Here is a 21795-nt window from a genome sequence, read left to right as displayed (position 1 = left end):
GCTTTAACATGTTTTAAATGTACCATAGGTGCTGTTTTTAGGTGGTTAAATACGCTTTTTAATACATCCTTTATAGTATAAAATACGCGCCCTGAGTGAATTTGGTTTACTCAATGTTATTTTTTTAAGTTTTAGGAGAGCCTGTGCTCAAATCTCGTATCAAATATAATACTGCGTCTTTCGTAACAAGCGCTCCCGACATTACTAAATTACCTGCTGATACGGGAATTGAAGTTGCGTTTGCCGGTCGCTCCAACGCAGGTAAGTCGAGTGCATTAAATGCATTAACCGATCAAAAACTAGCACGTACAAGTAAAACTCCAGGACGTACTCAGCTAATTAATACATTCGATTTAGCTGATGTTGACGATATGCGCCTTATCGATTTACCAGGCTATGGTTTTGCTAAAGTGCCAATCGAAATGAAAAAGAAATGGCAGAAGTCGCTAGGTGAATATCTGCAAAAGCGTCAAAGCTTAAAGGGTATTGTTATTTTAATGGATATTCGTCATCCGTTAAAAGATTTAGACCGCGATTTAATTAATTGGGCTATTGGTAGTGAAATTCCAGTATTAGCACTATTAACTAAGGCCGACAAATTAAAGCAAGGTCCTCGTAAATCACAAGTACTGCAAGTTCGTCGTGAATTAAGCACGCTTGATGGGGATATTACAGTTCATGCGTTTTCATCATTAAAAGGCACAGGCTTACCAGAAGTTGCTAAAAAGCTAGATGAATGGTTTTTAGGGCCTGTTATTGCTGTACCACCTACTGATGAAGTAGTCACAGACGAAACTAACCCAGAGGCTTAAGCTCTGGTATTAGGATAAATAAAACTGCTTTCCTGCAGACTTAATAAAATAGCCGAGCTTGTCAGACTCGGCTTTTTCAGCCCACTGATAAAATACACTGCGTGAAACTCGCGCACTACAGCCATAAGGTAACTTTAAATAAGGTACTTTTGACCCTTTATAGTCTTTTATAACTAAAGGCTGCTGGGCGCTCACCAACCACTGCCTAGCTAAATTATCAATACAACACAACACCAGCCCTTGCACTGTATTTTCAAAACGCCAATCAACAATAATAAACGGCGCATCATCAACCGTTATTGTTATTTTTTCGACAGGTGTTTTTAAATAAAATTGCTCATCTTCTCTACATAGAACAGAAGCAAAAAGCTTCACCATGGCTGGGCGGGTTATTTCGCTGCCATCGTAAAACCATTTACCGTCATGATTGATGACAATCGGCAGTTCCCCACAATGGTTAGGCTGCCAACTATCAAAAGGTTTGCTTGGCTCGCTTAATTGCTTGCTAAGCTCACTTAAAGAAATCACTGCTTTTTAAGTGTAATTGCAAACGTAACAGGCACCGCTGTTGCGATTGAAGGTAGGCCTGCTAATTTTTGCAACTGTTTAACACCTTCCGTTACACCGAAATCAGCACTATTAATAATAATAGGTGTAAATGATGACACAGTTAAATCGCCACTTTGTGTGCTATTAACAAGTACATCAATAACCAGTGGTTTTTTATTACCATGAAAATCAAGCTCAGCTTTAATGCCTTTCAATACATATTGACCAGGCTTTTTAATATTACTCAGCTCTTTAGTTAAATTGGCAGTTAAAACAGCATTGGGAAATTTAGCCGCTTCAAACAACAATGCCGTTAAACGCTCATTTCGAATAGGAATTAGGGTTTCAGCTGATGTTAAATCAACATTAACGCTAAACTCACCTTTATCAGAAAGCATACCTTCAAGATTGGTAAAGTGGTGAGCTTCGGCAACAGAGTTCTTTTTTATAGAGACAAAGCTTAATTGGCTTTTATCATTCACTAGCTGCCAATTAGCTTGGGCAACATTAGAGATAACTAAACTTGATAAAGAAAAACCTGCAATAGCTAATGCTTTAAACATAACGCACTCCTTAGTGATAAATTGAAAAATAATAAAAATGAAAAATAATAGCGCTTTGATGGTATCACCTGCAATGTACCCAAACCACCACAAAGTGACGAATGAATAACACAACAAAAAGCATAAATAGAGTAGAATTTTCAAAGATAGAATAAAAAACGGCCCACCAAACAAGTTGGTAGGCCGGTATAGCAAACTGGGGAGAAGCTATCAATTTGTTGCACCCTTTCAGATGCATCATCAACAGGATGTCCTACAGGATAGGACAGGCGGGACTTTAACAAAAGCACGCATTAAAATACAATCATATTCCTGTAAAATAGCTCGAATTGACGAACATATAACTATTTAATACAAATAGTTGCTTAAATTAACGTTATTTTAACTAAAGCTTGCATGTAGCAAATTAAATAGCTGTTATTCGCCATTTTTATTAAACATAAAAAAAGCGCCAAAAGGCGCTTTAATTAAAATACATAAATGGTATTAATGGGCTTGTTCCCAGTTGTCGCCTTCATCGGCTTCAACTATAAGTGGTACATCAAGCGCAGCAGCTTGCGACATCAGCTCACAAATATGTTTTGTGTATTGCTCTGTGCAGTCTGTTTTAATTTCAAATACTAATTCATCGTGTACTTGCATAAGTAACTTAATCGTATTTGGTGTTTGTTCGTGTACCCAACGATTGACGCTCAGCATTGCCTTTTTAATAATATCAGCGGCAGTACCTTGCATTGGCGCGTTAATAGCAGCACGTTCGGCTCCTTTTCTGCGCGCACCATTACGTGCGTTAATTTCTGGTAAATGCAAACGACGGCCAAAAATAGTTTCAACGTAGCCATTTTCAGCAGCTTTTTCGCGGGTTGTTTCCATGTATTCAAGTACACCAGGGAAACGCTCAAAGTATTTATCAATATAATGCTGCGCTTCATGGCGTGGCACATCTAGTTGACGTGCTAAACCAAATGCCGACATACCGTAAATTAAGCCAAAGTTTACTGCTTTGGCTTTACGGCGCATATCGGTGGTTACATCATCAAGCTCTACACCAAATACTTCAGCAGCAGTTGCACTATGCACATCTAAGCCGTTAGCAAAGGCATTTAATAGGCCTTTATCTTGTGAAAGATGCGCCATAATACGCAGCTCAATTTGGCTATAATCGGCAGCGACAATTTTATAACCATCTGCCGCTATAAACGCTTCACGAATACGACGCCCTTCTTCTGAACGAATAGGAATATTTTGTAAATTAGGATCGGTTGAGCTTAAGCGCCCTGTTGCTGTAATTGCCTGATGGTAAGAGGTATGCACGCGCTGTGTTTTCTCGTTCACCATTAATGGTAACTTATCGGTATACGTTGATTTAAGCTTTGATAAACCACGATGCTCAATGATTACTTTAGGTAGCGGATAATCATGCGCAAGCTCTTGCAGTACTTCTTCTGCGGTAGAAGGTGCACCTTTAGGCGTTTTTTTGATAATTGGCAGCCCAAGCTTTTCAAACAGCAATACTTGTAGTTGCTTCGGAGAACTTAAATTAAATGGTTCGCCTGCTATTTCAAACGCTTCTTTTTCAAGCTCAATTAAACGCTCACCTAAACGTTGGCTATGTGCTGCAAGCATATTGCTATCTATTGCAACACCGGTGCGTTCAATGTCAGAAATAACACTAACAAGTGGCATTTCTATATCTAAAAAAACCGATTTTAGTTTTTCATCCGCTGCTACTTTTGGCCAAAGTACTTCGTGTAAACGCAACGTAATATCAGCATCTTCTGCCGCGTAAGGCGCTGCTTTTTCAAGTTCAATTTGGTTAAAGGTAAGTTGCTTTTTACCTTTGCCAGCAATATCTTCAAAGCTAATATTTTTATGACCTAGGTATTTAAGTGCTAGCGAGTCCATATCGTGACGCGTGCCCACACTATTAAATACGTACGACTCAAGCATGGTGTCAAACTTAATACCATTTAACGCAAAGCCTACATTCGCTAATACGCTTTTATCATATTTAAGGTTTTGCCCTACTTTAGCTTTGTTTTCATCTGCCAAAATTGGACCCAGCTTTTGCATTACAAATTCAAGGCTTAATTGTTCAGGCGCACCGGGGTAGTCATGCGCTACCGGTAAATACACAGCTTCACCCGCTTTTACGGCAAAGCTCATACCCACTAATTGCGCTTCCATGTAATCTAGGCTGGTTGTTTCTGTATCAAATGCAAATAGTTCAGCACTGTTTAATTGATTGATCAGCGTATCAAATTGCGCCTCAGTTAAAATAGTTTCGTAATGAGCGTCTTCTACTTTTGGTAATTCAGTCGCTTCGGTAGGTACCGCTAGGTGTGTTTCTGCATCTTTAGGGTTATCGAGTAACTCAGCTAACCAACGACGGAATTCGCACTCACCATATAATGCAATTAATTCGTCTTTATTTGGCTCTTGAAGCTTAAAGGTATCAAGATCTGATTCAACTTCCACATCACATTTTATTGTTGCAAGCTCATAACTTAAAGGCAGATGATCAAGAGCTGCAGCTAACTTTTCACCTATTTTACCCTTAATCTCACTGGCGTGATCCATTACACCTTTCAACGAGCCGTATTTCTCTAACCACTTAACGGCCGTTTTTGGACCACAGCCTTCAACACCAGGGATATTATCGACCTTATCGCCCATTAGTGCCAAGTAATCGATAATAAGCTCGGGGCCTACACCAAACTTTTCAACTACGGTAACAGGGTCTGAAATACTGTCGGTCATCGTGTTTATTAACGTAACGTGTTCATTTACAAGTTGCGCCATATCTTTATCACCAGTGGAGACAAGGACATGCCGTTTTTGCTCAGTTGCAATACGTGCAAATGTGCCAATAACATCATCAGCTTCAACGCCTTCGATGCTAATTAGCGGAAAACCCATCGCTTTGATAATGCTATGTATTGGTGCTATTTGCGTACGTAAGTCATCCGGCATCGGCGGGCGATTTGCCTTATATTCGCTATACATATCGTTACGGAACGTTTTGCCTTTAGCATCAAATATAACCACCATGTGTGAGGGATCATATTGTCTGATCAAGCTTTTAAGCATGTTGATCACGCCATAAATAGCGCCCGTAGCCTCACCTTTAGAATTAGTTAAATGCGGCGGAGAATGATAAGCACGAAATAAATATGACGAGCCATCAACTAAAATAAGTGGGTTTTCGGGGATCTGAGCCATGGTGAATTTGGATCCTAAATGCAAAAAATTAAGGTAATTATAAGCATGCCATAAGGTAGTAAATAAAACGACTGTGAATTACTGTTTATCGTGTTATTAAAACTAGAGCAAGCTGTGGATAAGTGTGTAGATAACAGCCACGAGCTATCCTTCCAAAGCATTATAAAATGCCTAGAAAATACTTTAACTGTATGTTTTAATTTAAAAAAGATAATACGAGGTTCTTTTTTTATTATTTTAAACCAATGTGGAAAAAGGTTTTCTAACGACTGTTTGTGTTGTTATTCACTTTGATTATTCGCGTCCATTTAAATAACCGGAGGAGTATTCTAGCACAATGGATCGAAGATCATAGCGATCCTTTATAATTTTTTTAAAGGCAAAGTGATCGTAAATGGCATAAACCGCAAAACGACTTGCACTGCGAATGATTTTTGTACTAAAAATTTATTTTCGCGAGAAATTTTGAGCATGTTAAACTTCATCCGATCGACTTATAAAAAAGACTTTAGGGGCACAAAAGCATGAAAAACGTAGCAGTAATATTAGCAGGGTCTGGTGTGTACGATGGTAGTGAAATTAATGAAGCAATTTTAACTTTATTACATATAGCCAAAAATGGCGCAACGTATCAGTGCTTTGCACCAGATATTGAACAACTTCATACCATTAACCATTTAACAGGTGAAGTAATGCCTGATAAACGCAATGTATTAACAGAAGCTGCTCGCATTGCACGAGGTGACATTAAATCACTGATTGAACTAGACGTGACTCAGTTTGACGCATTAATTGTACCTGGCGGTTTCGGTGCTGCAAAAAACTTATGCGATTTTGCAATTAAAGGCGCAAAAGCAAATATTAATCAGGACGTTCTTAATGCTTGTAAATCATTTGCAAAAGCGAATAAGCCTGCAGGTTATATGTGTATCGCACCCGCATTGCTCCCATTTATTTACGATAACGCCGAACTTACTATTGGTAACGATGTAGAGACAGCACAAGCGCTAAGTACATTAGGCGCTAAACATATAGATTGTGCGGTTGACGGTGTAGTTATCGATAAACCAAATAAGCTAGTTACCACCCCTGCTTACATGTTGGCAGAATCGATTCTTGAAGCCGATGCAGGGATCGCAAAGCTCGTTAGTAGCGTATTATCAATAAATTGATTTTGATCTTAGGATCTAAAAAGTTAATTGTATAACTGACTGCGCTTATTAAATTGCTTAACAAAAAACAGTAAATAATTAAATTTTATTGCGTTAACGCAAAAAGTAGTCAGTTTTATTAATAAAAACGACTCTTAGCATTTTATAAATTGGCTCAGAGAGTTATAATCGGTTTAATTTCCGTCATCTTTAATCGTGATTGATCACGTTCAAATCGAAGTGAGCAAGGCAAAATGAAAAAATTAACAGCTGCAGCATTATTAATGCTAGCAACCACCGCATACGCACAGCCATATGATAACTCTATGACTGAAGATGCAATTAAAGCACGTCTCGCGCCGGTTGGTGCTGTATACCTTGAAGGCGATAAAGCTGCTGTTGCAGCGGCGCCTACAGGCCCTCGTTCTGGTGAGCAAGTGTATCAAGGTGCATGTTTTGCATGTCACGGTACTGGCGCACTAGGCGCGCCTAAATCAGCTGACGATTGGGCTCCGCGCATTGCAAAAGGTAAAGACACTTTACTTGAGCATGCACTAAATGGCTTTAATGCCATGCCTCCAAAAGGCACATGTATGGATTGTTCTGACGATGAAATTAGCGCTGCTATCGATTTCATGACATCTAAATAAATACAATTGAAATACACAAAAAAGGTTTACTTCGGTAAGCCTTTTTTAATGCATAAAATAGTGCTTATAGCCGCTATTTTAGTAGGAATATCAACTTGACGATAAGCATTAAAAGTGAAATTATATGGCTAATAACTATACAATAAAAATAGCCGGTTAGATCATTGGAAGATAAACACCCCGTATCGAGTAAATTAGCGTATCAAAATAAACGTCTTAAAACGCTACTCGAAAAATACAAACAATCACATCATTTGCAAAATGCCCTGATCCAATTATCAGAGCAAGCTAGTACTGTTGCCGAGCTAACCCTATTATATCCTGCCATCCACGATATTTTACAAAAGTATGTACCAAGTAAAAGCTTTTATGTGGTGCTGTTAAATCAACATAGTCAATCGTTAGAGCTTTCTTATTTTTCAGACGAAAAAGATGGTATTGCTGTGCCGCTTAATCAGTCGAATAGTTTTGATGAAGGTGCAACAGGCTACGTATTTAAACAAGGTAAAACAACATGCTTTACCAAAAAACAAATGGAAGACGCTGCAGCAGAAGGCTTATTCAAAGCATTAGGCACTCCAGCGGAGCATTGGGTAGGTGTTCCGGTTTACCAAGAACATAACATTATTGGTGTATTAGCAGCGCAAAGTTACGATACAAAACAAGTTTATAGCTCACAACAAATACAATTACTTGAGTTTATGTCGCTTTACTTAGCGACTGCAATAGAGCGAGTGAAAAAACGAGAGCTCCTTGAGTCAGAAGTTAAAATTCGTACCCGAGCACTCACTCAAAGTAACGATGCGTTAAACCTTGAAATAGAGCAGCGCAAACGTGCGCTTCAACGCCAGCAAATTCTGTTCAAAATATCTGAAATAGCAACGCAAGCTAAAAACCTTGAAGATGCTTACTTTAAGATACATCAAATAATAAAAACAATTACCTACGCAGAAAACTTATATATTGCACTTTATGATAAAGAATCTGGTTGGATTAGCTTCCCCTATTGTGTTGATGAATTTAAAGAAAACACACAACCCAGGCGCTTTGCTAAAGGCTATAGTGAGCTGGTAATAAGTACAGAAGAAACACAGCTTATACACCCGTATAGAGCAAAAGAATTGATAGAGAATGGTGTAGTACAGCGCTCAGCTCCTGTGCCTAAAGAGCAAATGGCCACTAGTTGGTTAGGCGCCCCACTTAAAACAGCTCAAGGTGTTATCGGCCTTCTTGTTTGCCAAGCTTACGATAACAAACATATTTTTAGCCAAGATGATTGCGAATTAATGACCTTTGTATCGCATCAAATTGCAGCTGTATTACAAACCAAACTCGCTAATCAAGCGATTGCGAAAAGCCATCAAGAACTTGAATTTAGAGTAAACGAAAAAACCAAAGAGTTGCGTCAAACTAATCTGCATTTACAAATGCAAATAGATGAGCGTAAAAAAATAGAGCAGCAGCTTTATCATGATGCACATCATGACTCTCTTACTAGCTTACCTAATCGCAGCCTATTTTTAACTCAGCTTGAAAAAACGCTACAACATTATCAGCGCTTTCCTGAACATCACTTTGCTGTTTTGTTTATTGATTTAGATAAATTTAAAGATATTAACGACCAGCTTGGTCACCATGCTGGCGATCAGTTTTTGATTAACGTGAGTGAATTATTTGCCCAGTGTATACGCGAGCATGATTTACTGGCGCGCCTAGGTGGCGATGAGTTTGTAATTTTATTAACGCATTTAACTGAGCCTCAACAAGCAGAAGATGTTGCTAATCGTATTATCGACTTAATGGAAAAGCCTTTTTGCCTTAAAGGGGAATATTTACAAAGTGGTGCGAGTATAGGGATAACCTATTCAAAAAAAAGCTATATGCATACGGATGAAATTATTCGTGATGCTGATGCCGCAATGTATCACGCTAAAAATTCAGGAAAAAATCGCTACGAGCTATTTCATCCGCTACTAACACAATCAATACCTGCGCAGGCTCTAAAAGCACAACATCACCTTGATATACTCCCTATGAGTTTTAGAAGCTCAGAAATAATTACGCTTGATGAGCAACATCAGTCTGAATCTTTATTTGAAGCATTTGGTGAACACCCAATACTTGGCTTTACTAGCTTTGATATTTTGAAAAAGTTTGCATCAGATAAAGAGCAGCACCTGCAAGTAGAGTTACAACTATTACAACGCGCTTATGCGCAAGCAATTGCTGCAAATGTAACTATGGCACTGGTTCCTTGCTCTGCTTTGCTACTCGAAGAGCACGAATTTGTTTTATTTACAGATACGTTAAATAAACAGCAAGGACAAAGCCAGCTTTGTTTATTATTTGATGAACAAGAAATTCGCCATGCAAGTGCAACACAAATAGAAAACCTAAAAAAACTACCACAGCTAGGCTATTCAATTGGTTTAAACAATTTTGCTAAAGACAGGTGCGAGCTGAATTTACTAACCGATATCAATTTTGACTATCTGCTACTTAGTTCAACCTTTAGTAAACGTGTTTTACAACAAGAAAGTTACGATTTTCAGCTACAGGGAGTGCTTGCAATTACAAAGCTCAAAGCAATGAAGATCATTGCTAAAGGCCCATCAATACTTAATTTTAGGGCTTTGTTAGACAAGCATGGTTTGGCTTTTTTTGTGGGGAAACAACACGCTTTAGTGTGCGCTGAGTTACCTGAAGTACAAGCAACCCAGTCTTTATAAAATTAACCTAAGGTATTACTCAGGCTTTTTAAACATGGCTCGAAGGTTAGCAACTCTTGCTTGGCCTTTTTCCATTCGCTCTGCTTGGGTATTTGGCGCTTTTTTGTTTTCGAACGCTAAATCGTCCTGTGGTAATTCTTGTACAAACCGGCTTAATTCAGTTTGTGAGGTTTCACCAAATTGACGACGTATTTTAGCATAAGTAAGTGTTAACTCCTGCTGAGCACGAGTAATACCAACATAAGCTAGCCGGCGCTCTTCATCAACGTTGTCTTCATCAATACTAACCTGATGCGGTAGTAAGCCCTCCTCCATACCCACCATAAATACGTATGGATACTCTAAGCCCTTTGACGCATGTAATGTTGATAAGTGCACTGCATCGGTTTCATCTTCTTCTTCGTTACGCTCAAGCATATCGCGAAGGGTTAGCTTACTAACAACCTCGGCTAATGTCATTGGTTCGTTGTCGGCATCTCCTGCCAACATATCGGTGATCCAACGATACAGCTCAGATACGTTTTTCATGCGCATTTCAGCCGCTTTAGCACTCGGTGACGACTCGTACAAATATGCCTCGTAGTTAATATTACGCACTAAGTCTTTAACAGCTTCAAGTGTATCGCCACGTACAGCGTTATCAGATAGCTCAACAACCCAGCGTGCAAACCCAGCAAGCGCATTTAAGCCACGCCCTTTTAGTCTGTAGCCTAAATCGTTATCAAAACAGGTAGCAAACAAGCTCGCGTGCTTTTCATTAGCCAGCGTACCCAGCTTTTCGAGCGTAATCGTACCAATTTCGCGGCGCGGTGTATTTACGATACGTAAAAATGCATTGTCATCGTCTTGATTAACTAATAAGCGTAAATACGCCATAATATCTTTAATTTCTGAGCGAGCGAAAAAAGACATACCGCCACTAATTTTATAAGGGATACGGTTACTCATTAGTGATTTTTCAAAGCCACGAGCTTGATGATTACCACGATATAAAATAGCGTAGTCTTTATAGCTAGTTCGCTTCATAAACTTATGAGAAATTATCTCGGCAACTACGCGCTCAGATTCATGCTCTTCATCGCGGCACCCTATTACTTTAATTGGCTCACCGTAACCAAGCTCACTGAATAGCTTTTTTTCGATATCATGCGGGTTATTTGCTATCAATATATTAGCGGCTTTTAGTATTCGCCCTGCACTTCGATAGTTTTGCTCAAGCTTTATTAGCCTAAGCCCTGGATAGTCTTTACCTAACAACACTAAGTTTTGTGGGCGAGCACCACGCCATGAGTAAATTGATTGATCGTCATCACCTACCACAGTAAAACGGGCACGCTCGCCTACTAGCAATTTAACAAGTTGATATTGGCTTGTATTGGTATCTTGATACTCATCCACCAGCAAGTATTTAAAGCGTTGCTGCCAGCGCTCACGAGATGTGGCGTTATTAGTAAGTAACAAAGTAGGGATCATAATTAAATCATCAAAATCCAGTGCGTTATAAGCACGTAGCTGATTTTGGTATCGCGCATACAGCTGTGCGAACAATGCCTTTTGCGCATCACGCGCTTCGCGTATTGCTTGCTCTGGCAGCACTAATTCGTTTTTCCAACTACCAATTTCCATTTTAAGTAGTTTGAGTAAGTCTTTGTCTTTTTTTAGTTCGTCTTCGGTGAGCTCACTAAGAAGCTGGTTGGTATCTTGATCATCAAATAACGAAAAACCGGGTTTAAAGCCCAGTGTACTTAACTCTTTTTTTATTACTTCTAAACCTAGCGTGTGGAACGTTGATACCCATAAACCTTTAGCGTCTTGTTTACCGAGCGTTTGCAATACTCGCTCACGCATCTCTTTAGCTGCTTTATTAGTAAAAGTAACGGCAGCTATATTTCGCGCTTTGTACTCACATTTTTTCACTAAATAAGCGATCTTATTCGTAATAACACGGGTTTTACCAGAGCCTGCGCCAGCTAACACTAAGCAGGGACCACTAATATATTTTACGGCTTCATCTTGTTTAGGATTGAGTTTCATAACGACCAAAGAAATTTAAAAGACGCGTAATTTTAACGTAACCATTACAGCGAGCATAGCAATTGCCTTAATTAATTAAGGTAAAGATGATCATGTGTTAAATACACTAGGTATAAGGTAATATTAGTTATTATTATTTTAGACCGCATCGAAGGGACAAATATGATCAACCCAGCAAAACTTGAAGAAATTGCTAAGCAAATTACTAGCAATATGCCACAAGGTGTAAAAAACCTAGCAGATACACTCGAAGGTAAAACAAAGCAAGTTTTACAAAACAAGCTTGCTGAGATGGACTTTGTGAGCCGCGAAGAATTTGATGTACAAAGCCAAGTACTTATTCGTACTCGCGAAAAACTAACTGACCTTGAAGCTAAAGTTACATTGCTTGAGCAGCAACTTAGCGCTAAAACTGACGCTGAATAATTAATTTAATGTACAAAAAAGGCAGCTTAGGCTGCCTTTTGCGTTTTACTAAGTTTATTCAAATAGCTCATCTAGCACATAATAAAATAACTTAGCCTGTTGCTCTAAACTCACACTCAGCATTTTTTGCGCAACTTGCTCGCCAGTTATTGGTTTGTAACGCTTTAAAAACGGCAGTCGTGTAATAACAGGAAAAATAATACTGCCTATCTTTTCTGCCACTCTAAATTGCTCACGATCACCTAATAATAAAGATGGTTGTAAAATACTTATTTTATCAAAAGGGAGTGCTTTAATATGTTGCTCAAGCTCACCCTTCATTTTCAAATAAGCACTATTACTGTGCGTATTCGCCCCGCTTGATGACACTAAGCAATAATGCGTAACGCCATTACATGCCGCTAACTGCGCTACTATAAACTGATAATCAAAATCTACTTTACGCTGAGCTTGTGTAGAGCCCGCCCGTTTACGGGTTGTGCCCAAACACGAAAACAATACGTCGCCTTTAAAAAGCTCAACGTATTGAGTTAATTTTTCAAAATCAATAACATGATTAACTAGCTTTGCGTGTGTAATAGACAAAGCCCGACGACTTAACGTAACCACTTTGGTATAACGATCGCTATTAAGTAGCTTATGCAGCAACTCATTACCAACCAAACCTGTAGCACCTAATAATATCGCCGTTTTAGTCATGAATTTATTTACTCTCACCCACTTTTTTAAGTACGTGCTGTACTGCTTTTTTATAGCTGTCGGTTTCCTCACTCGCGCACGTTACTACAGACTCTAAATCATGAAGGTGGCCGTTCTCTAAACCATAAACCCAACCATGAACGCTTAGCTCTTGCCCGCGATCCCACGCATCTTGCACAATGTTAGTACGGCATACATTACGTACTTGCTCAATTACATTTAGCTCAATAAGTCGGCTTAAACGTTCGCTTTCTGGCATTGCGTCAAGTTGTTCAAGATGCTTTTCTTTTACATCACCTACATGGCGTAGCCAGTTATCAATAAAGCCAAATTTTGCATTGTTTAAAACAGCTTGTACGCCACCACAACCATAGTGGCCTACCACCATAATATGTTTTACTTTTAATACTTCAACTGCGTACTGCATAACCGACAAACAGTTATGGTCAGTGTGTACAACCACGTTAGCCACGTTACGATGTACAAATAATTCGCCTGGTAATAAATCAACTATTTGATTAGCAGGTACACGAGAGTCTGAACAACCAATCCATAGATACTCTGGATTCTGTTGCATAGATAAAATTTTAAAAAACTCAGGATCTGCTTCACTTGTGCGAGCAGCCCAACGTTTATTGTTATCGAATAAATTTTTTAACTTTCTCATTGCATCTCTTATTAAGTCGAGGACGGAAATTTAATGGATATTAGCGAGAATCAATATATTACGAGGCGTTAACTGCTTTTCACAAAACGTTTTAACGCTTACTTGATAGCCTTGCTGTTGCAAATATAAAGCACGATCGAGCACAAGCCAAACTTCAATTGCCCTTCTGAACACATGTCGAACCAGTTCAACTCGGTCAGTTATTTTTTTTCGAGCCACCCCAACCTCTAAATATTTATTATAATCAGTACCTTGAGGTAGGCTTATTGTCTTTTTTTCTGCAGCCCATGCACAAAACGATTTAAACGAATCTGAGAATATAGCTTTGTTAACCGACGGTACGCTTACGTAATATTGCTCGCCAGTGATCGACTTTCTTAGTGCATCAAAACCAAGTCGCCATTCTAGTTCTGTTTTACGTACTTTTTCCAGACGAGAAGGCGCTGTAACGGTTTCTTGCAAGGCGAGTTTTAAATCGCGATGCGTTAGGTTAAGCTCACTTTGGTTTGCAACCTCACTCATTGCAAGGTACTCATTAGCCGTAAATAAGTGATAGCAACAAGGTGAAAAGCTAATTTGTTGTGCTTTTGCCAAACTTGCTTGCCGCATAAATACTTGGTGCAAACCACCACATGCGTGGAGCGCTACAGCATGCATATTAGGACTAAAGAATTGAGTGATATCATCTTTTAATACATCTGCTTGGCTAAAATGCATTGCCAAACCTTGTTGCTGTGCACTTTTTTGCCCTTGCTCGCATAAGCTTTGTTGCAGCTCAATACTATGCACATCACTTGCGCCATTAAAAGCAAGTATTCGCCCTAAGTGTCCTTTACCCGCACACCACTCTAAAACTGGTTGCTTAATATTAGGTAGTGCAGATACAAAGTCTTGTAACTGATCAAACTTACGACCTTTAATGCCGTTACTTATCCAAAACGGATAATCAGCTCGAGAGTGTGAAGCGCTAGGTAAATCACATAGCTTAGCAAGTTCATCAAGCTGGTTTATATGTTGACTAAAAAATTGATTGAGCTGATTTTGATCGTTATCAAGAACGCTTACTTGATCATCCGTTAGCTCGTTAAGTATGCCTTGCAGTTCTGGCCAAGGAATAGTGTCAAAATCAAATGCGGTGCACTGCCAATACTGACGATGACGCATTAAAAGTGAATCAAGTGCTAAAAATTGCTCAGCTAAAGTCATAACAGCTTAAATAATAAAAAGGCAATTAATTATATCAGCTCAGTGAGGTCTCACTAAACAGTTAATTTTTACTAAAAATCAGTCTCAAATACAAAGGGATTGAAATAATACTCACCAAAATAGCGGCTATAAGCATCCAGGATAACTGCATTTTTTCGGGCTCTTGATATTTGTAGATAAAATGAGATTTCACCTCGTCAAATTCATTTTGCTGTATTCCATATAAGTCAGCTATCAAACGCCACTTTGCTATCGACATATGCCCTAAACTGGTGGTAGGTAGTACTATATAATTTTTTAACACTTCAGCCTCAAAAGCGAGCTGATGAAAGCTTTTATTCGGTGCATACAGTTGCTGGGTGACTGCAATGGCTTCGTCCATGTTCATCATTGCATAGCGCCAGCCTTTTAGACTCGCTTGGTAAAATTTTTCGACCGCTTGCGGGTTTTTCTTCTGCATATTTTCGCTGGTAAATAAAATGTCACTATACACATCCATACCATAACGCTGAGGGCAAACAAGCCGATGCGCTATACCTTGCTGAGTCATATAGTATGGCTCTGTAGTAACATACACTTGCATAGCATCTAGTTTGTTTTCAATCCAAGCTAGGCTTGGGTTTTCACCGTCGTAAACTTTAAGATTATCCACATCTACACCACTGCGTTTAAGCATAACAAGTAGCTCGGTGCCGTCATTTTTGCTCACCGCAGTGATGCGTTTATTAACAAAGTCACGTGGATGAAAAATATCAGACGTGTCTTTAACCATCCAGCAGTAAGGTGAAAATTGCAATAAGGCAGCCATAGCAATAAGAGGTTGGCCATTTATACGTTGCTGTAAAATACCAGAATGCCCTACACCAAATTGTGCTTCGCCACTGGCGACAGGACCAAAGGTATCAGGTTTCATTGGATTAGCTTGTTTAATGGTTACATCGAGGCCAACTTCATTATAAAAGCCTTTTTGCTTTGCCATATAGTAACCGGCAAACTGAAACTGGTGTGTCCATTTTAGCTGTAATGTGACTGATTCTTGCGCCATTATATGGCTGCAAAAAAAGCACAATCCAATGATTAATCCTTTAAATAGCAACTAGGTGTCCTCAAAAGTATGACGATTACCTGTAACTATATGTAAAAAGTGTGATAAAGCAAGCACCCTAGTGAGGTGCCTGCCTTTAAAGAAGGGTTATACTGAGGCTATTTTTTCGACTTTTTCCACTTGCGGTTTTGATGTTAAAAACTGCGTAAAACAAGGGTTTTGGGTTTCATCTTGAACACTATAACCTAAGCGATTTAAATACTCGTTAAACATATCAAATTGGCTTGGCTCAATAGCAAAGCCAGCCAGTACATTCCCCATCGAACCACCGTGATTACGATAATGAAATAAGGTAATGTTCCAATTACTACCTAAAGTATCTAAAAACCGTGCAAGTGCACCTGGATACTCAGGAAATTCAAAACGCAATAAACGTTCATGTAATTGCTCTGGTGCTTTTCCGCCAACCATATAGCGCACATGTAATTTAGCGAGTTCGTTATCCGACAGATCGCAAAATTGGTAATCATTATTTGTTAAGTCTTGCTTTAGCTCATTAAGCTCTTGCTCCCCTTGCCGCAGGGCAATACCTACAAATATTTGTGCTTCACCAGGTCCTGCATAACGGTAGTTAAACTCAGTAATAGCACGGCCACCTAAAGAAGCACAAAACTGTTTAAAGCTGCCTTTTTCTTCTTTAATAGTAACGGCTAATAACGCTTCGTTTTTTTCACCCAGCGCAGTGCGCTCTGCAACATAACGCAGGCGATCAAAGTTTAAATTAGCACCGGATAAAACAGCCGCTAAATGTAACCCTTTTAACCCCGACTGCTGGCTCCACTTTTTAAGCCCTGCCGTTGCAAGTGCACCTGAAGGTTCTGCTATTGCACGGGTAGATACAAAAATATCCTGCATGGCAGCACATATTTCATCGCTACTCACGGTGATAACTTCATCACAAAACTTTTGCGCTAAGCGAAATGTTTCAGTACCAATAATTTTAACCGCTACGCCATCGGCAAAACTGCCAACGCGTTCAAGCTCTACTGGTTTACCTGCTTTAAGTGCCGCTTGTAAACACGCACTTTCGCCGGCTTCTACGCCAATTACTTTTATATCTGGACGCAGCGATTTAATATAAACCGCCATACCAGCAAGTAAGCCACCACCGCCAACAGGGATAAACACAGCATCAAGCTCGTTTAATTGCTGCATAAGCTCACGTGCTACAGTACCTTGACCAACAATGACGTCTGGGTCATCAAATGGTGGAACAAATATACCGTTTCGTTGCTCTGTAAGCTCAAGTGCATGTGCTTTTGCGGCATCAAAATGATGCCCATGTAATACAACTTCACCACCAAGTGCGCGCACTGCGCTGACTTTTATTTCAGGTGTTGTTACTGGCATTACAATAGTTGCTTGATGCCCAAGGTGAGATGCACTCAATGCAACCCCTTGAGCATGATTACCCGCAGAAGCAGTAATAACCACTGAGCCTTTAGGTAATTTATTTAATTTGTTATATGCACCGCGTAATTTAAATGAATACACGGGCTGTTGGTCTTCACGCTTTAACCAAACATGGTTACCTAGCTTTTTACTGAGTTCAGCCATTTCACTAACCTCAGTAACTTTAGCCAAAGGCTCCATGTTTGCTTGAATAATAGCGCGAAAATAATCGAGCTCTTGAGAGACCATAATTAACTAAGCGCCTCCAATTTAGCTAAGTCACGCACTGCGCCTTTATCAGCACTTGTTGCAAGTAATGCATAAGCCTTTAAAGCAGACGATACATAGCGCTCACGATCGACTGGTTTGTACGCCAGTTTTCCGCGTGCTAGTTGTTTTTGCTTACGCGCTTCAAGCTCTTCATCACTTAACGCTAACGTAATTTCACGGGTTGCGATATCAATAATGATTTTGTCGCCATTTTCAACATACGCAATAGCACCGCCACTTGCTGCCTCTGGTGATACATGACCAATTGATAAACCCGAAGTACCACCCGAAAAGCGACCATCTGTAATAAGTGCACATTTTTCAGCTAGGCCTTTTGATTTTAAGTAGCTAGTTGGGTAAAGCATTTCTTGCATACCTGGACCGCCTCTAGGGCCTTCGTAACGGATAACCACGATATCGCCGGCTTTTACTTCGTCGTTTAAAATCCCTTCTACAGAATCATCTTGTGACTCGTACACGACTGCAGTGCCTTCAAAATGTAGCATTTCATCAACTACGCCCGCACTCTTAACAATACAGCCATCGACTGCTAAGTTCCCCGAAAGTACAGCTAATCCACCATCTTGACGAAAAGCGTGTTCAACACTTCGAATACAACCATGCTCTCGGTCGTTATCGCCCTCGTCCCAACGACACTCTTGGCTCATTGCTTTAGTGGTACGAATGCCTGCAGGGCCAGCACGGTAAAATTTGCGCGCTGCTTCGTTAGTAGGATCTGTTGCATCCCATTTTTTAACGAGCTCAGCCATAGTTGACCCAGCAACATGATTAACTGACATATCAACTAAGCCTGCTTTGCCAAGTTCACGTACGATTGCCATCATGCCGCCTGCGCGGTGCACATCTTCAATGTGATATTCAGGTGTTGCTGGTGCGACTTTACATAAAAATGGTGTTTTACGAGAGAGCGCATCAATGTGCGACATATCAAAATCAACGCCCGCTTCTTGCGCTGCAGCAAGTAAATGTAATACCGTATTTGATGAGCCACCCATTGCAATATCAACCACCATTGCGTTCATAAAGGCTGTTTTGTTAGCAATAGCACGTGGCAATACATCTTGATTATCTTTTTGATAATACTCACGACATAAATCAACAATACGAGCCCCCGCTTCAACATAAAGTTGTTTACGGTCTTTATGAGTCGCAAGCGTCGTGCCGTTACCCGGAAGTGCTAAACCAATCGCTTCTAACAAACAGTTCATTGAGTTTGCAGTAAACATGCCTGAACAAGAGCCACATGTTGGACATGCAGAGCGCTCTACTTGCTCTGAATCGGCATCACTTACCGATTCATCAGCGCCTTTAACCATAGCATCTACTAAATCAAGTTTAATATCGATGTTAGCAAGCTTAGTTTTACCTGCTTCCATTGGACCGCCTGATACAAATATTACCGGAATATTTAAACGTAGTGCTGCAAGCATCATTCCTGGAGTAATTTTGTCGCAGTTTGAAATACAAATCATCGCATCAGCACAATGACCATTTACCATGTACTCAACCGAGTCAGCAATTAAATCGCGCGAAGGCAATGAATAAAGCATTCCGCCGTGACCCATTGCAATACCATCATCAATCGCAATAGTATTAAATTCTTTAGGGACACCACCGGCTTGCGTAATGGTTTCAGCCATAAGTTCACTTAGCTGATTAAGGTGAACATGCCCTGGTACAAATTGTGTAAATGAGTTAACTACGGCAATAATCGGCTTACCAAAATCGGTGTCGGTCATACCTGTTGCGCGCCATAATGCACGAGCGCCTGCGCGTTTACGCCCTTCAGTTGTTGTTGCACTTCTTAATTTAGCCATAGTTACCTCAGTTTTTGCCGCAAAATAAGCGGGCATTCCTCATTCTAAAATTGGTGAGTAACCGAGTGATTCAGTTACTCGTAAATTGTTTTTCAGTTCGTAATTACACAGCCTGTTGTTGCTGTAAATTTTGTAAAGTGACTTCTTTGACATCCACCAGCTTGTTTAACTGGCTGGTTAATAGGTGAATTGGTTTATCACTATCTACCGTCATGTCTACATTATAAAAACCATCGTCCATATTGAGCTGAAAATGCGTAAGGTCAAAACCACGATGACGCACCACTCGTAAAAAGCGCTCTACCGCTATACTTTGGCTTTTTAATGCAATAGTTAGGCTATGTTTCATTTTGCTTTCTCCGTCATCATTTCGTCGTTCGCAGCCCCAGGTGGTACAAGTGGCCAAACATTTTCTTTATCATCAATACAGGCATGTACTATGTACGGCCCTTTACTATTAACTAATGCAGTTATCGCATCATCAACTTGATTAGCGTGAGTTATTGTTTGCCCAGGAATACCAAATACAGCGGCTAATTGAACAAAGTCTGGGTTATCCGACAGGTTAGTTTCAGAATAACGCCCTTCAAAAAATAGTTCCTGCCATTGGCGAACCATCCCTAAACGCTGGTTATCTAAAATTAATATTTTTACAGGTAAATTGTTACGACGAATAGTGGCCAATTCTTGAATATTCATCATTATTGAACCATCGCCCGATACAGTAATAACAAAGTCATCAGGGCGTGCTACTTGCGCGCCAATAGCCGCAGGTAAACCAAAGCCCATTGTGCCTGCACCACCACTGCTTAAATGATTACTCGGGTGAGTAAACTTCATGTGCTGTGCTACCCACATTTGATGCTGACCCACATCGCAGCACACAACCCCTGTATTTGGCATGCGTTGGCTTAGTTGGTTTAATAAGTACGGTGCAAAAACCTTTTCACCTGGGTAGTCGTAACGCCACGCATGCTTAATATTCATTTCTTTATTTGTGTCACACCACGCTGTAGGGGTTACAAAGCATTCAAGTGCAGGTAATGACGTTTTTAAATCAGCAATTAATGAAGCTTTAGCTGGTTTTCGCTTACCAACTTCAGCTGCATCGATATCTAAATGGATTACCTTAGCTTTAGCTGCAAATTTAGCTAAGTTGCCTGTTACGCGGTCATCAAAGCGCGCCCCTATACATACAAGTACATCACATTCTTGCACTGCGATATTAGCAGCTTGTGTACCGTGCATGCCTAGCATACCTAAGTAATGTTCGTAATCTGGTAATACACTGCCCAACGCTTTAAGTGTTGATACAGCTGGCATCTGCGTTTTATTTAAAAATTGCATTAGCTCGTCTTGCGCATCAGCGGCTTGTACACCACCACCTACATACGCTACAGGCTGTTTAGCCTCACTCAACAGTTGATTAGCAATAGCAACTTGCTTTAAATCTAACTCTGGTAAGTATTCATCAGCTGCTAACCAAGGTTTAAAAGGGACTTGAGCCATTTGAATATCTTTTGGGATATCGACAAGTACGGGACCTGGGCGGCCGCTTTGCGCTAAATGAATTGCTTCTTGTAATATCTCTGCTAAGTCTTCAGCTCGCTCTACCATGTAGCTGTGCTTAGTACACGAAAGCGACATACCTAGTACATCTACTTCTTGAAACGCATCTGAACCAATAGCTGCAGTAGGCACTTGGCCGGTGATCGCCAATAATGGCACTGAGTCCATCATCGCATCAGCCAGAGCGGTTATTAAATTAGTTGCACCTGGGCCCGATGTTGCAAAACATACGCCTAATTTACGTGTGCTGCGAGCATAACCAACAGCTGCAAACCCTGCACCTTGCTCATGGCGAGTTAGGTAGTGTTTGACTGGCGCGCCATACAGCGCATCGTAAATTGGCATAATAGCTCCGCCTGGGTAGCCAAATACTTCATTTACGCCGTGTTTGGCCAATAAGTCGATTGTTAGTTCTGCGCCTGTCATTAATAAACCCTCATTCCTCAGTGACAACCCAATTACATTTTTACGCTAAAAACTTTACCCTTAAAACTAAAAAGCCCTCCGAACGGTTAAGTGCGGAGGGCTTTTTTAATGCTTAAGTTTTTAAAGCACTACGAAGCCCTCGCGGGAATAATCACCACGATAATAATCAGGACTAGGTTAAGTGCGTTTGTAAGCATGTAATTAATACCAAATTTTGTTCAATTATCGCGAAGGTTATTCCTTCGCTCTCTTTGTATATTAGTACCGCGCTAGGCCCTTTAAGTCAACACCAAAGTTAATCTAACAAAAAGACTAAAATGCAATTTATCAGGTTTTAAAATTCACTATATAAGTTAGTAGTGGTTTTTTTATGCTCTAATTTTATTCTCAGAAATTCACTATTCTTATATCCCTTATTTAAGGTTTGATTAATTTTTAAGAATATTTTTATAAATAAAATTATTTATCACCTTCAGGTAATACGTAG

General features: G+C 40.0%; 17 protein-coding genes. 5 read left to right on the top strand and 12 right to left on the bottom strand.

Features of this window, described 5'->3' with window-relative positions:
- The first annotated feature begins 143 nt into the window (after positions 1-143).
- Entirely contained in the window at positions 144-812 is a 669-nt protein-coding gene (gene yihA, locus EU510_RS09630; protein ID WP_008165591.1) for a ribosome biogenesis GTP-binding protein YihA/YsxC, read from the top strand.
- 9 nt (positions 813-821) lie between these two features.
- On the opposite strand, the gene EU510_RS09625 is transcribed toward yihA, so the two are convergent.
- From EU510_RS09625 to polA, 3 genes are all read right to left on the bottom strand, one after another.
- On the bottom strand, positions 822-1340 hold the full coding sequence (locus EU510_RS09625; RefSeq protein ID WP_149593323.1) for a DUF1285 domain-containing protein: 519 nt from the start codon (positions 1338-1340) through the stop codon (positions 822-824).
- Entirely contained in the window at positions 1337-1924 is a 588-nt protein-coding gene (locus EU510_RS09620; protein ID WP_149593322.1) for a YceI family protein, read from the bottom strand. Before EU510_RS09620 ends, EU510_RS09625 begins: the two co-directional genes overlap by 4 nt.
- Before the next feature lie 486 nt (positions 1925-2410).
- A complete protein-coding gene (gene polA / locus EU510_RS09615; RefSeq protein ID WP_149593321.1) occupies positions 2411-5146 on the bottom strand; it encodes a DNA polymerase I in 2736 nt (911 codons plus the stop codon).
- 524 nt (positions 5147-5670) lie between these two features.
- Here polA and elbB point away from each other — a divergent pair.
- From elbB to EU510_RS09600, 3 genes are all read left to right on the top strand, one after another.
- Positions 5671-6318 carry an isoprenoid biosynthesis glyoxalase ElbB gene (elbB, locus tag EU510_RS09610; protein ID WP_149593320.1) on the top strand — a complete coding sequence of 216 codons (648 nt, stop codon included), beginning with the start codon at positions 5671-5673 and terminating at the stop codon, positions 6316-6318.
- Between the two features lie 233 nt (positions 6319-6551).
- Positions 6552-6947 (top strand): c-type cytochrome, encoded by a 396-nt coding sequence (locus tag EU510_RS09605; RefSeq protein WP_149593319.1) that lies wholly within the window; start codon positions 6552-6554, stop codon positions 6945-6947.
- A 164-nt stretch (positions 6948-7111) separates the two neighbouring features.
- Positions 7112-9676 (top strand): diguanylate cyclase domain-containing protein, encoded by a 2565-nt coding sequence (locus EU510_RS09600; RefSeq protein WP_149593318.1) that lies wholly within the window; start codon positions 7112-7114, stop codon positions 9674-9676.
- Between the two features lie 15 nt (positions 9677-9691).
- Here EU510_RS09600 and rep read toward each other — a convergent pair whose 3' ends face one another.
- The gene (gene rep, locus EU510_RS09595; RefSeq protein WP_149593317.1) at positions 9692-11710 is read right to left on the bottom strand and encodes a DNA helicase Rep; all 2019 of its coding nucleotides are present in this window, start codon (positions 11708-11710) and stop codon (positions 9692-9694) included.
- A gap of 162 nt (positions 11711-11872) precedes the next feature.
- Between rep and ubiK the strand changes: the two genes are divergently transcribed.
- On the top strand, positions 11873-12136 hold the full coding sequence (ubiK, locus tag EU510_RS09590; RefSeq protein WP_149593316.1) for a ubiquinone biosynthesis accessory factor UbiK: 264 nt from the start codon (positions 11873-11875) through the stop codon (positions 12134-12136).
- A gap of 54 nt (positions 12137-12190) precedes the next feature.
- Here ubiK and EU510_RS09585 read toward each other — a convergent pair whose 3' ends face one another.
- The 8 genes from EU510_RS09585 to ilvG all read right to left on the bottom strand — a co-directional run bounded on the left by EU510_RS09585 (position 12191) and on the right by ilvG (position 21308).
- A complete protein-coding gene (locus tag EU510_RS09585) occupies positions 12191-12835 on the bottom strand; it encodes an NAD(P)H-binding protein (RefSeq protein ID WP_149593315.1) in 645 nt (214 codons plus the stop codon).
- 4 nt (positions 12836-12839) lie between these two features.
- Positions 12840-13502, bottom strand: coding sequence for a carbonate dehydratase (gene can / locus EU510_RS09580; protein ID WP_149593314.1), 663 nt, complete (start codon positions 13500-13502; stop codon positions 12840-12842).
- 30 nt (positions 13503-13532) lie between these two features.
- Complete coding sequence (locus tag EU510_RS09575) at positions 13533-14708, bottom strand: methyltransferase (RefSeq protein ID WP_149593313.1); 1176 nt, start codon at positions 14706-14708, stop codon at positions 13533-13535.
- A gap of 61 nt (positions 14709-14769) precedes the next feature.
- On the bottom strand, positions 14770-15753 hold the full coding sequence (locus EU510_RS09570) for an ABC transporter substrate-binding protein (RefSeq protein ID WP_149593312.1): 984 nt from the start codon (positions 15751-15753) through the stop codon (positions 14770-14772).
- Between the two features lie 147 nt (positions 15754-15900).
- Entirely contained in the window at positions 15901-17454 is a 1554-nt protein-coding gene (ilvA, locus tag EU510_RS09565; RefSeq protein WP_149593311.1) for a threonine ammonia-lyase, biosynthetic, read from the bottom strand.
- 2 nt (positions 17455-17456) lie between these two features.
- On the bottom strand, positions 17457-19313 hold the full coding sequence (gene ilvD, locus EU510_RS09560; protein ID WP_149593310.1) for a dihydroxy-acid dehydratase: 1857 nt from the start codon (positions 19311-19313) through the stop codon (positions 17457-17459).
- Between the two features lie 103 nt (positions 19314-19416).
- Entirely contained in the window at positions 19417-19662 is a 246-nt protein-coding gene (gene ilvM / locus EU510_RS09555; protein WP_002959893.1) for an acetolactate synthase 2 small subunit, read from the bottom strand.
- Complete coding sequence (gene ilvG, locus EU510_RS09550) at positions 19659-21308, bottom strand: acetolactate synthase 2 catalytic subunit (RefSeq protein ID WP_149593309.1); 1650 nt, start codon at positions 21306-21308, stop codon at positions 19659-19661. The genes ilvM and ilvG overlap by 4 nt, the downstream gene beginning before the upstream one ends.
- Positions 21309-21795 lie beyond the last annotated feature (487 nt).

Source organism: Pseudoalteromonas sp. FUC4, assembly GCF_008370255.1.
Classification (GTDB): domain Bacteria; phylum Pseudomonadota; class Gammaproteobacteria; order Enterobacterales; family Alteromonadaceae; genus Pseudoalteromonas.
The sequence above is the reverse complement of the archived record's forward strand: the minus strand, read 5'-3'. Positions and strand labels throughout refer to the sequence as shown.